The organism is Candidatus Aquicultor sp., assembly GCF_054640775.1.
This window is the reverse complement of the sequence record NZ_JBTSLF010000012.1, coordinates 16,671-29,153: the sequence shown is the minus strand read 5'-3', so window position 1 is coordinate 29,153 and position 12,483 is coordinate 16,671. Positions and strand designations below refer to the sequence as shown.

The window sequence follows — 12,483 nt, the reverse complement described above, 5'->3', positions numbered from 1 at the left end:
CCCCAAAAGGTAGAGCATAGTGTCGAGCTTGTTCTCGGTGATGATCAGATCTCCCCGTCAAGCATCTATTCCGATATCATCATCACCCACCGCAGAAAAGCAATCGGACCGAAAACTGCGGGACAAAAGGCGTATATAGACGCGATTCGTAAGAGTACGGTTACCTTTTCGATCGGCCCGGCGGGGACCGGAAAGACGTATCTGGCGATGGCGATGGCCGTGCGCGCCCTAAAAGATAAGACAGTCGGAAGGATTATCCTGACCAGGCCGGCTGTTGAAGCTGGTGAGAGACTCGGCTATCTGCCGGGGGACTTATATCAAAAAGTCGACCCATATTTACGGCCACTTTACGACGCACTTTATGATATGATGGATGCTGAGCAGTTCCAGCACTTAATGGAACGTGGAACGATAGAGGTAGCCCCGCTTGCTTATATGCGGGGGCGCACGCTCAACGACTCGTTCATAATTTTGGACGAAGCCCAGAATACCTCGCCGGAGCAGATGAAGATGTTTCTGACACGGCTTGGGTTCGGCTCAAAGATAGTTGTTACCGGCGACGCGACGCAAATCGACCTGCCGCAGGGACAACACTCGGGTCTGCTCGTCATAGAAAATATTTTGGCGGGAATCGATGGCATCAGTTTTGTCCATCTTACGGCCCGCGATGTGGTTCGTCATAAGCTTGTTCAGAGAATAGTCGAAGCCTATAAGCAGCATGACGATGAAAGAGGTTCAAAGAACTAAGCCATGACCGCCGACTTTGGCCTCGCGAAAGCAAAAGAGTTCTACGCAAAGCTTGATTGGCGAAGCACAGATCTTCGCCGGTCCTTACTCGTTGCGCTCATCTTTGCGGTCGTTCTTGCCACACTTACCATCGACTTCCTTCCGGATCGACTTTCCGGTATTCAAATTGGAAAACCAAGCCCGAAAACGATTAAAGCTTCCCGAGATGTCGAGTTCGTCGATTTCGATGGGACCGAGGCGCTTCGCAAAGAGGCCGCCACCCATGTTCAAAAGGTCTACAACAGGGACTGGGCTGTTGAAAATCAGGTGATCGATCTCGTCCATAAGTTCTTTAACGCGGTGCACCAGGTGCGCATCAACCAGGCGCTCACCCCTGAGGCGAAACTCGATCTGCTCTCAAAAGAGGTTGGCGCGACGTTTGATAAGAGTGTGCTGGAAATCCTTCTCGCCACACCGGACGCCGACTTAAACTCAGCTGAGTCCACGATAGTAAGCCAGGTCGACCAGGCTTACAGGGACCGGGTGACAGCGGAGAACCTCATCAACAAGAAGAGTGAGTTTAGAAGCATGGCCGGCAGCCTCACCGAGGATAAAGATAAAAGCGCCATCATCGCCGAAGTCGGCACGCTCTACCTTAAACCCAACTTCTTCTACGACGAGAAAGCGACAGAGCGGCTGAGAAAAGAGGCGTCTAACGGCATTCTTCCGGTTGTAGTCAGCAAACAGAAGGGTGAAATAGTGGTTCGTGAGGGCGAGATCGTCTCAAGCGGCCAGGAAAAAATCCTCAAGGAACTCGGCCTGATGAGGCGGGGTATCGACCTTGTAAGGATCGGCGGACTTTCGCTCTTTGCGCTCGTCGCGTTTTTGGCATTTTCTCTCTACCTGCATCATTACCAGCTACGTATCTATAAGAACGACAGGTTGATTGCCGTACTCGGCATCATATTTACTACAACGATTCTTTTAGCTAAATTCGTCGGCCCCTTTTACTCGTTTTTCTTGATTCCGGTCGCCGCCGCCGCGATGCTTACGGCGCTTCTGTTCGGCGTCGAGACATCCGTCTTGATGGTTCTGATGATCAGTTTGTTCTCGGGATTGATCGCGGGGCAGAACTACCAGTATGCGCTGTATGGTCTGCTGACCGGCCTGTTTGCGATCTTTGCGACCTACAATATCAGGCACCGCACCGACCTGGTTCTTGCGGGCGCCTGGGTGACGCTGGCGACTACCGTATTAGCGTTAATCACAACCCTCTTAAGCGGCGCAGGCTGGTTCGAGGTTCTCAAGAACCTTGGCTGGGGTTTGCTCGGCGGTATTTCAACCGCGGTGTTAACAATCGGGGCGCTACCGTTTCTCGAGAAGGCCTTCGGAATCACAACGGATATCAAGCTCGTTGAGCTTTCATACGCCAACCAGCCGTTGTTACGCGAGCTTATGATGAAAGCCCCCGGCACGTATAACCACAGCATCATGACCGGAAACCTTGCCGAGAGCGCCGCGGAAGAGATAGGGGCGAACCCGCTTCTGGCGAGAGTCGGCGCCTATTATCATGACATCGGCAAGATAAAACGACCGCTCTTTTTCGTAGAGAACCAGGTCGGCGGCGAGAATCCACACGACCATACCAACCCGAGCCTCAGCTGCCTTATCATCACCTCACACGTAAAAGAGGGGGTCGAGATGGCGAAGAAGCAGCGCCTGCCCCGGGAGATCGTCGATATTATCAACGAGCACCACGGCAGCAGCGTGGTCGCATATTTCTATGCAAAGGCAAAAGAGAACATCGTTAAAGAGTGTGTCAGCGAAGAGAATTTTAGATATCAGGGCCCCCGCCCGGGTACGAAAGAGGCGGCGCTCGTAATGCTGGCCGACTCGGTCGAAGCGGCGGCGCGTACGATAACAAAGCCGTCACCCGGAAGAATCGAGCAGCTCATCAAGCGAATAGTACAGAGCAAACTTGACGATGGTCAGCTCAATGAAAGCGACCTCACGTTAAACGATTTAGAAAAGATTATCCGAAGCTTTACGCAAGTATTAAGCAGCTTATACCATACGAGGATCGAGTACCCGACGGTGCCCCTCCCTCAGACAAGGAGTCTGGCCGCTCATGGAAATCCTAATAAGTAACGAGCAAGATGTGCCGGTAGATGATAAGCTTCTTTTAAGGGTGGCACGGATAGCGCTTGCTCATGAAAAAGTCGAGGACGACGTTGAGTTAAGTATCGCCCTGGTCGACGAGGATGAAATTCGTGGGCTCAACGCCCACTACCGGAGCCAAGACTCGGTTACGGATGTTCTTTCGTTCGAGACCGAGGATGAGGAGCCGGGCACAAGCGAATACCCGCATTTACTGGGCGATGTCGTTATCTGCCCGTCGGTGGCTGCCAGGCAGGCCGAGGAATATGGGCAGAGTTTCGAACAGGAAATGGCGCTTCTTTTAACCCACGGCATCCTGCACTTGCTTGGATACGATCACCAGGACGATACCGAGGCCGAAATCATGGAAGGGCACGAAAAGGAAATCCTCGCGGATGAAAAGTAGATCGCTCCTTCAGAGCTTCAATTATGCTATAGACGGGCTAATTTACGTAGTGCGAACTCAGCGCAATATGAAAATCCATTTTGCTGTCGCCGCGTTTGCTCTGGGCCTTGCGCTTTTTTTAAAGCTTGAATCCTGGGCGTTCATCGCCCTGATTTTCGCATCGGCGCTTGTGATGGTGGCAGAGCTTATCAACACCGCCATCGAAGCGACCATCGATCTGGTTACGACCACGTATGATCCTATCGCCGGACTGGCGAAAGATGTCGCCGCCGGAGCCGTTCTTCTCGCAAGCATCAACGCCATAATAGTGGCCTACTTCGTGTTTTTCTCGAAGTTGAATCCATACAGCCTGAGCCTTATCCAGAAGGTACGCCAGTCGCCGGCGCATATCACCGTAATATCGCTCTTGCTGGTGCTGATCATCGTGGTTTCTGCAAAGGCGTGGATCGGCGGCGGCAGTTTTTTACAAGGCGGATGGCCGAGCGGGCACAGCGCCATCGCGGGCGTCCTGTTTACGGCGATAGCGTTTATAAGTCATTCGCCTATCGTCTCAACACTCGGGTTGGCGCTTGCGCTACTCGTATTTCACAGCAGGGCGGATGCAGGGATACATACCACGCTTGAAATCGTTTCAGGCGGGTTGATCGGAATACTTATAACTATCCTGATCTTTCAGGTCTTTTACATTTAATCCGATTTATACTTATAGTTCATCTAATAGTTCATGAGTTAGTGATGAGTTAGTGATAAATTTTCGCTAATTTCTTAAGGAGGATATTTTTTGTCAGACTGGTTAGTAAATAGCGTTATAATCATCGCGCTGGTCGGTCTCTCGGCCCTGTTCACGGCCATTAGAAGCGCCATACGTTCGGTAAGCCGGATTCGAATCGGCTACCTGGTGGAGCAGGATGTCCGGGGCTCTAAAGAGCTGGACTCGCTGCTTATGCATCCGGGTCGCATTCTCTCGTCGCTTTTGCTGATCGACGACACGGTCAATATCGCCGCGGTTTCTCTTGCCACGATACTTACGTCCCAATATATCCAGAGTTTGGCGCTGCTCGTAACCATTTTGGTGATGCTCTTCATGATCCTGGTATTCGGCGAAATCGTACCGCGCACATTCGGTACCCGTTACGCAGAGTATATAGCTCTCAGGACCGCGCCGTTTTTAAACGCGCTTTCCAAGATACTTAACCCGGTGACGAGTATATTCATTTCGAGCGCCAACGTCTTCGTCCGGCTGTTTGGCGGTAAGCCAATCAAGGAACTGCCGGTCGTCACCGAGGAGGAGATGCTCGGTATGATCAGCGCCGGGGAGGAACAAGGCGGTGTTATTGAAGAAGAAGAGAAAGAACTCATTCACAGCATCTTTGAGTTTGGCGATACCATCGTGCGTGAAGTCATGGTTCCCAGGATGGATATGGTCGCGGTAAGTATCGATGCGCCCATTGAAGAAGTTCTCTCTCTGGTTATCAGAGAAGGTCATTCGCGAATCCCGGTTTATGAAGAAACGGTTGATAATGTCGTTGGCGTTATCTATGCCAAAGACCTCTTGATACATATGAGTAAAGGCAGGATCGACATACCTCTCAGGCAGTTGATGCGCCCGGCGTATTATGTTCCCGAATCGAAAAAGGTCGACGAGCTGCTGCGCGAGCTTCAAAAGAAGCGCCTGCACATAGCGGTCGTCGTCGACGAGTACGGTGGTACCGCCGGGCTTGTCACCATCGAAGACCTGCTGGAGGAGATCGTCGGTGAGATTTTCGACGAGTATGACCTCGAAGAGACCCTTGTCGAGTTTATTGATGAGCGAACGATTAGAATGGATGCGCGCGTTAACATCGATGAGGCCAACGAGATGCTTAATACCAACCTGTCCAGGGATAACGTCGACACCATCGGCGGCTTTGTCTATAGCCTGGTCGGCAGGATCCCGACCGCCGGTGAAACCGTCCGCTTCGAAGACCTCACTTTCAAAGTCGAGAAGGTAATCGGCAGGCGAATATCGAAAATCCTAGTTACCCGTGAAGAAGCGACTGAGAACGAGAACAGGGAAGTCGTGTAGTTTTATGGGTCTGGAGTGTGGGTCTTAGTAGGCAGTAGGGAGTACGCAGTAAGCAGCTAGACCTTTTTTAAATAAGGATTACTTCAATGGAAGATAACGAATTAATACAGGCGGCCATTATACAGGCGAGGCAGAATGCGTATGCGCCGTATTCGGGGTTTCGGGTCGGGGCGGCGCTTCTGTGTGAGGACGGGCGCGTGTTTTTCGGGGCCAATGTGGAGAATGCGGTCTACGGTCTAACGATGTGCGCCGAACGCGTTGCGGTGGCGAACGCGGTAACCGCGGGTTGTCGCAGCTTCGAGGCCCTCGCAGTTGTCGCCGACGGTCCTACGCCGTGCCCCGTTTGTGGGGCTTGCCGCCAGGTGTTGGCTGAGTTCGGTCCCGAAACCAGGATTATCATGGCCAACATCGCGGGCGAGGTCAAAAAAGCTAAGCTAAAAGACCTGCTTCCCACGGCGTTTACAAACGAGCAGCTCTTCAATGAGAAGAGATAGCGAGCGATGCAAGAGCTTACCGTTGAGCGCCTGAGCCAATTCGATACACGGCTTCTTGATGAGCTTTCACGCGTAGAAGCCGAGGCGTTTGGCGAGGGCGGATTGAATCACTGGACGTTCCCGGTCTTCATTCGACACGGTGCGGTCTTCGTGCTAAAGTGCGGTGATGCGCTCTGCGGCGTAGCCGATGTGCTTAAGGACTGGAAAGACCCCGAGCTTGCCTTTGTCGTCGGCTTTGCGATACGGGAAGACAGGCGGAGCATGGGTTTCGGTACGCAGTTTCTACACGAGCTTCTACGCGTGCTGCGGGACGAAGGCATCAAAAAAATCCAGCTTACGGTCGATCCCGAATGTAAGCAGGCAATCAGCGTCTACCGGAAAGCGGGTTTTGAACAGGTCGCAGAGCTTGCAGATGAATACGGCCCCGGGATCGATAGACTGCTTTATGAATTAAACCTAAGCAAGATGCAGGTAAGTGAATAGAACCTAAATAAGTTAGAACTGGAAGAGTGATCATGAAAAACGGTGACAAACAACTGAATAGCGGTGGACAAAAGAATACGTTCAGGTCTGGATTCGTCGCCATTGTCGGTCGTCCGAACACCGGAAAATCAACGCTTCTGAACTCTTTAGCACAGCGCAAGATCGCAATCATCTCCGACAAGCCGCAAACGACCAGAAACAGCATAAGGGCGGTTCTTAATTTCGAGAATGCTCAGGTTATCCTAATCGATACGCCGGGCTTACATAAGCCGAAAGACGCGTTAGGGGCGCAGCTTAACCAGATCGTTAGAAAGACGTTGAAAGATGTCGAGGCGGTGATTTTTATGGTCGATGCATCACAGGTCATCGGCACAGGCGATTTGTTTATCGCCAACGAGATCTCGACATTGCCCACGCGGAAAATCCTTGTGCCTAACAAAATCGATAAAGTTCAGCCGCAAGACCTCGAGGTGCAAATGGAAGTTGCGCGTCAACTGGGCGAGTTCGACGATATTATCCCTATATCGGGTGCAACGGGCGAAAACGTCGACAAACTTATTGCGAGGGTACTGGAGCTTCTTCCCGAAGGTCCGCAGTATTACCCGCCCGACATGATCACAGATCAGCCGGAACGTGTTATCGTGGCCGAGTTCGTCCGCGAGAAAGTCCTGGAGTTGACGAGAGAAGAAGTGCCCTATAGCGTTGCCGTCGAGGTGCAGGAGATGAAGCCGCGAAAGGATGGCGGAATCGTAGACATATTCGCCACGATTTTTGTCGAGCGCGAATCCCAAAAGGGTATTCTCATCGGCAAAGGCGGGCGCATGCTGAAAGACATCGGCTCGGCCGCACGTGCCGAAATAGAGCAGCTTCTCGGCAGCCAGGTCTACCTAGACCTGCGGGTTCGCGTCAAGAAGGACTGGCGCAAAGACGAGCGCTACGTGCGCCAATTCGGGTACACCGAATAATTCTATAAAGATACCGAGGTACCAGGTGCAGGAGAGAAACAAGATACTGCTTATAGCAGCGGAAAACCTATTAAAAAAAGACGAACTACAGAAGGTCATCGCCCTCCTGGACAAACTTCATCCCGCCGATGCCGCCGAAATCGTGACCAATATGCCCGATGAGGAGCAGAAGCGGATATTCGAGTCCTGGGATATTCCAAGCGCCGCGGAAGCGTTCCAGGAGATGGACGAGGACGAGCAGGCTGATATCGTTGACCTGCTCAATACCCCGCTGGTCTCGGATATCCTGGAGGAGATGTCGCCCGACGATGTGGCCGACCTCCTGGGTGAGCTTGACAGAGAAGACGCCAATCGTATCCTGGCTTCGATGAACCGCGAGGAAGCCGCCGAGGCGCTCAAGTTGATGCAGCACAAGGAAGACACGGCCGGCGGCATCATGACCCCGGAGTTTGTCGCTCTGCGCAAAGACTTAACCGCCCAGGAATCCATCGAGCTGTTGCGCGAAAGAGCCCCGGTAGCCGAGACCATCTATTATGTTTTTATTGTTAACAAGGACAACCAGCTTGTCGGCGTGATTTCGCTTCGCGACCTTATTATCGCAAAAGCAAATCAGAGCGTCGAAGAGATCATGAACCCCAACGTGATTTATGTCGATGTCGATACCGACCAGGAAGAGGTCGCAAACATCATGTCGCGTTACGACTTGCTGGCCATGCCGGTAGTCGATCACGAGCACCACCTGCTCGGTATCATAACCATCGATGATGTCGTCGACGTTATCGAGGAAGAGGCAAGCGAAGATATCTATCGTCTTGGTGGCGTCACCCGCGAAGAGAAACTTGATAGCCGCGCTATCGAGTCGATCAAGAACCGGCTTCCCTGGATGACCTTTAACTTGCTTACCGCTTTTTTTGCAGCGGGAGTCGTGTATGAATTTCAGGGCACTATCGGCAAGTTAGTCATATTGTCGGCCTTTATGCCGATTGTCGCCGGTATGGGTGGAAATATGGGAACGCAAACCCTCACTGTTACGACGAGGGGTATTGCATTGGGACAGCTCGAGTTCAAAGAGGGCATGCGCGTTATCGCCCGTCAAGTAGGAATCGGCATGGTAATAGGTGCTACAACCGGGATACTCGCCGGTTTAGTCGCCTATTTTACAAGGGGTAATCCGTACCTTGGTCTGGTCCTCTTCATGGCTATGACCATTAACATGGCGATTGCGGGTTTGGCCGGGGCCGGCATCCCGATTATCCTGAGAATCCTTCGCCAGGACCCGGCCCTGGGTTCCGGTGTTATCGTCACCACATTTACGGATGTGTTCGGCTTCCTGACATTCCTGGGTCTTGCAACCCTGATGATAAAACTTCTTATTTAATGTGCCTAAGCGAAACAATTTAGCTCATAAAGGATAAATAATCCCGTTCGAGTTTTTACAACCGGCGATTTTGGCAATAATACATGTAATCGCCGATATTTAAGCGGCTGCATATATGGATGGACACCCAAACTTTTTGCTGGGATGAGTGGAGGAGAACATAGATGAGGCAGGAAGAGCTAACTAAAAGCATCGACCATACGAATTTGAAACCCGACGCGACGGTGAAAGACATCGAGCGACTTTGTGCGGAAGCTATAAAATACAATTTCGCATCGGTGTGTATAGCACCGTTTTATGTGAACACCGCATTCCGACTATTACGGGACTCGGTGGTAAAAGTCTGTACTGTCGCCGGATTCCCTCTGGGCGAGACTACGACCGGCGCTAAAGTTCATGAGACCCGCGAGGCCATCGATGAGGGCGCAGATGAAATCGATATGGTGATGAATGTCGGTGCATTAAAGTCCACTTTGTTTGATGAGGTGTATAACGACATACGAGCCGTTGTCGAAGCCGCCCGTAGAGGTGAGGTCGGAGCCGGCCGCGACATCATCGTAAAGGTGATCATAGAGACCGGGCTCTTAACCGATGACGAGAAGATCCGAGCAGCCCATATCGTCGAGCGCGCCGGCGCTGATTTCGTTAAGACGAATACTGGTTTCACCACCGGTGGCGCCACCGTTGAGGATGTTGAGCTTTTGCGGTCGAATTTGCCGTTTGAGATGGGAATAAAGGCCTCCGGCGGCATCAGGACATCTCAGCAGGCAATATCTTTGCTCAATGCAGGTGCAAACCGTATTGGGACAAGCGCGAGCGTTGATATCGTCGAGCAGGCGTTCGGCAAAGGCTACGTCCCGCCGGCGGCCAACCCTTGGCGCTAGAGAAGCCGTCCTTGTGCCGGCGTAATTTTATACTATCCCCAGCCCCCTCGGCACTTGCTTGCACTTTGTGGTATAAATAAGGAATAGTTTACTCTGATAATGCTTTAACGAGTTACATCAATAACGTAATTCGTTTTAAATACCTTATAAATAAGGTGCAAATCAGCTAAAATAAAAGCAGATAGATATTACCCCAAAACCGGATGGGCCTTGAATTATTATGATTTCAAAAATCTAACCAGTGGTGTACTCTATCCATCGACTGATAAAATATTCCAATTACCGGGGGCTTCATGTCGTTATATAAAACTAAAGGTATCATTTTAAAAACCCATAAGCTTGGCGAGGCTGACCGTATAATCACGATTCTCACCAGCAATTTGGGGAAAGTAGGCGCGGTTGCAAAGGGTGTCAGGAAAACCAAGAGCAAGTTCGGCAGCCGTCTCGAGCCGTTCATGCATGTGGACCTGGTGCTTTACAAAGGTAGAAACCTGGACATCGTGACGCAGGCCGAGATCATCGATTCGTTTTCCGGGATACGAGACAACTTCGACCGGATAACCTACGGTTCGGCCATGCTTGACCTTGTAAACAAGGTAGCTATCGAAGGTGAGCGTGATGTGTCGCTGTATAACCTTTTGCTAAAAGGGTTGAGCGTGATTTCTGGGGCCAAGAAGAATTTCAGGCTGCTTTTGATTGCGTTTGATATAAAGCTCATGGCGATCTCCGGCTACATGCCGAAGCTTGGGCGCTGCGTGGTCTGTGAAAAAGGCCTGGGTGCCAAGATGCACTTCAGCTTTCAGTGGGGCGGTGTCGTGTGCGATGACTGTAAAGTCTCGGACAGAACCAGCATTGCCGTCACACCCGCAGCGGTAGAGACGCTCTCACGATTGCTTAGAAGACCGCTTCTCGAAGTCATCGATATGGATGTTATCGCGCGCACGGAGGACGAACTCTACCTCTTGATGCACGACTATATAGCCTATTACATACAAGCCCGGCTTAAAAGCAGAGAATGTCTGAGCCAGCTTGTTTGCAACAGTTAGCGGCTAGTCCTGAGGGGGTATAGCGCTAATCTGGTGTTGTTTGCTAAAATATGAGGTTGAACCCTTTAATAAACCGGAAATTCAAGAAAAGACTCGATACAAGATTGAACGAAAGAGGCTGGTTTAGTGAATTTTCAGCAACTGATTTTAACCCTTCAGTCGTATTGGGCGCAGTACGGCTGCCTTATTGTACAGCCGTACGATAGTGAGGTCGGAGCCGGGACGTTTCACCCGGCTACGTTTTTACGTTCGCTGGGTCCCGAGCCGTGGAATGTGGCCTACGTGCAGCCCTCGAGGCGGCCGACAGACGGTCGTTACGGCGAGAACCCGAACAGACTGCAACATTACTATCAATTCCAGGTCATTCTCAAGCCATCGCCCAATGATGTACAGGATATCTACCTTAAAAGTCTCGAGGCTATCGGCTTTGACCTTTCTAAACACGACATTCGCTTTGTTGAAGACGATTGGGAATCTCCAACGCTTGGCGCATGGGGTCTGGGCTGGGAAGTCTGGCTCGACGGCATGGAGGTCACCCAATTCACATATTTCCAGCAAGTCGGCGGTATCGATGTAAAACCGGTCTGCGCCGAGATCACCTATGGCCTCGAGCGCCTCTCGATGTACATCCAGGAGAAGGAGAGCGTTTTTGAGCTGGAATGGGCCGAGGGCGTAACGTACGGCGAAGTACACCGCCAGAATGAGGTCCAGGGGTCGGCGTACAACTTTGACGTGGCCGACGTGCAGATGTTCTTCGGCCTCTTCGATACCTATGAGGCTGAGGCAAAACGCACGCTCGAGGCGGGGCTTGTGTTACCGGCCTACGACTACGTGCTCAAGTGCTCGCATGCCTTTAACCTTCTCGATGCCCGGGGCGCCTTGAGCGTCACCGAGCGCACCCGGTTTATTGGAAGGGTGCGCGACCTTGCGCGTATGAGCGCCCAGGCATACTTAACACAGAGAGAAGAGCAGGGGTTTCCGCTCTTAAAAAAGGCGGTGGCGGTAAGTGAGTAAAAAAGACCTGCTTCTTGAGATTGGAACCGAAGAGATACCGGCCGCATCAGTCACTATCGGCATGGAGCAGCTCAGAGAACGGGCCGGGCTTCTGTTGAATAAATACCGTCTTGAATTTAATGATATAACGACCTATGGCGCACCACGACGGCTCGCGCTTCTTATAGAAGGGCTTGATGGGCGTCAGGCCAAGGCCGTCCACGAGGTAAAAGGGCCCGCTAAAAAAGTGGCCTATGCCGAAGACGGCCAACCCTCAAAAGCCGCTATGGGCTTTGCGAAATCCCAGGGCGTGCCCGTGGAATCCCTCGAGGTGCGCACGGTTGATGGTGGCGACTATGTTTTTGCCATAAAAGAGGAGGAAGGCAGTGGGGCTGAGGAAATCCTCGTTACCATCCTTCCCGAATTAATACTTTCACTCTCGTTCCCGAAGGCCATGCGCTGGGGTGACGGAGATATCCGTTTTGTCAGGCCGATTCGCTGGATCGTGGCGCTTTTTGGGAACAACGTCATACCGTTTAGCGTGGATGGGGTCGAATCCGGCAGGGAGAGCATGGGGCACAGGCTTCTGGCAAACAATCCGGTGCCGATCGCACAACCTGCCGATTACCTGGGCGCCCTCGAGGCGAACAAGGTAATCGTCGATCAAACAAGGCGCGCCGAGTTAATCAAAACGGGCATCCGGGATACCGTCCGGGATACCGGCGGCAGGGCTGTCGTGCACGAGCAGACTTTCGACGAGGTCCTTGAGCTTGTCGAGTACCCGCACGCCATTCGTGGAAGCTTCTCGAGCGAGTTTACGGCGCTCCCGCGCGACGTGTTGGTTACCGCCATGGAGGCGCACCAGCGCTACTTCCCGGTCGAGGAC

Annotated in this window: 13 protein-coding genes; all 13 read left to right on the top strand. The window is 52.1% G+C overall.

The window, feature by feature from the left end:
* Window positions 1-747 (top strand): PhoH family protein (locus tag ACYC56_RS02125; protein ID WP_461372530.1); only part of this gene is annotated, 747 nt, incomplete at its 5' end.
* Window positions 748-750: 3 nt separating this feature from the next.
* A complete protein-coding gene (locus tag ACYC56_RS02120; RefSeq protein ID WP_461372529.1) occupies window positions 751-2,874 on the top strand; it encodes an HD family phosphohydrolase in 2,124 nt (707 codons plus the stop codon).
* Window positions 2,855-3,289, top strand: coding sequence for an rRNA maturation RNase YbeY (gene ybeY, locus ACYC56_RS02115; protein ID WP_461372528.1), 435 nt, complete (start codon window positions 2,855-2,857; stop codon window positions 3,287-3,289). The genes ACYC56_RS02120 and ybeY overlap by 20 nt, the downstream gene beginning before the upstream one ends.
* Window positions 3,279-3,980 carry a diacylglycerol kinase gene (locus ACYC56_RS02110; protein ID WP_461372527.1) on the top strand — a complete coding sequence of 234 codons (702 nt, stop codon included), beginning with the start codon at window positions 3,279-3,281 and terminating at the stop codon, window positions 3,978-3,980. The genes ybeY and ACYC56_RS02110 overlap by 11 nt, the downstream gene beginning before the upstream one ends.
* Window positions 3,981-4,070: 90 nt before the next feature.
* Complete coding sequence (locus ACYC56_RS02105) at window positions 4,071-5,354, top strand: hemolysin family protein (protein ID WP_461372526.1); 1,284 nt, start codon at window positions 4,071-4,073, stop codon at window positions 5,352-5,354.
* A gap of 86 nt (window positions 5,355-5,440) precedes the next feature.
* Complete coding sequence (cdd, locus tag ACYC56_RS02100) at window positions 5,441-5,848, top strand: cytidine deaminase (protein WP_461372525.1); 408 nt, start codon at window positions 5,441-5,443, stop codon at window positions 5,846-5,848.
* A gap of 6 nt (window positions 5,849-5,854) precedes the next feature.
* Window positions 5,855-6,331, top strand: coding sequence for a GNAT family N-acetyltransferase (locus ACYC56_RS02095; protein ID WP_461372524.1), 477 nt, complete (start codon window positions 5,855-5,857; stop codon window positions 6,329-6,331).
* A gap of 32 nt (window positions 6,332-6,363) precedes the next feature.
* Window positions 6,364-7,296 (top strand): GTPase Era, encoded by a 933-nt coding sequence (gene era / locus ACYC56_RS02090; protein ID WP_461372523.1) that lies wholly within the window; start codon window positions 6,364-6,366, stop codon window positions 7,294-7,296.
* Window positions 7,297-7,321: 25 nt separating this feature from the next.
* Complete coding sequence (gene mgtE, locus ACYC56_RS02085) at window positions 7,322-8,674, top strand: magnesium transporter (protein ID WP_461372522.1); 1,353 nt, start codon at window positions 7,322-7,324, stop codon at window positions 8,672-8,674.
* 164 nt (window positions 8,675-8,838) lie between these two features.
* Window positions 8,839-9,558 (top strand): deoxyribose-phosphate aldolase, encoded by a 720-nt coding sequence (gene deoC / locus ACYC56_RS02080; RefSeq protein ID WP_461372521.1) that lies wholly within the window; start codon window positions 8,839-8,841, stop codon window positions 9,556-9,558.
* A 293-nt stretch (window positions 9,559-9,851) separates the two neighbouring features.
* Window positions 9,852-10,604, top strand: coding sequence for a DNA repair protein RecO (recO, locus tag ACYC56_RS02075; protein ID WP_461372520.1), 753 nt, complete (start codon window positions 9,852-9,854; stop codon window positions 10,602-10,604).
* Between the two features lie 126 nt (window positions 10,605-10,730).
* Entirely contained in the window at window positions 10,731-11,618 is an 888-nt protein-coding gene (glyQ, locus tag ACYC56_RS02070; RefSeq protein ID WP_461372519.1) for a glycine--tRNA ligase subunit alpha, read from the top strand.
* A partial coding sequence (glyS, locus tag ACYC56_RS02065; protein WP_461372518.1) for a glycine--tRNA ligase subunit beta occupies window positions 11,611-12,483 on the top strand: 873 nt, incomplete at its 3' end. The genes glyQ and glyS, both read left to right, overlap by 8 nt.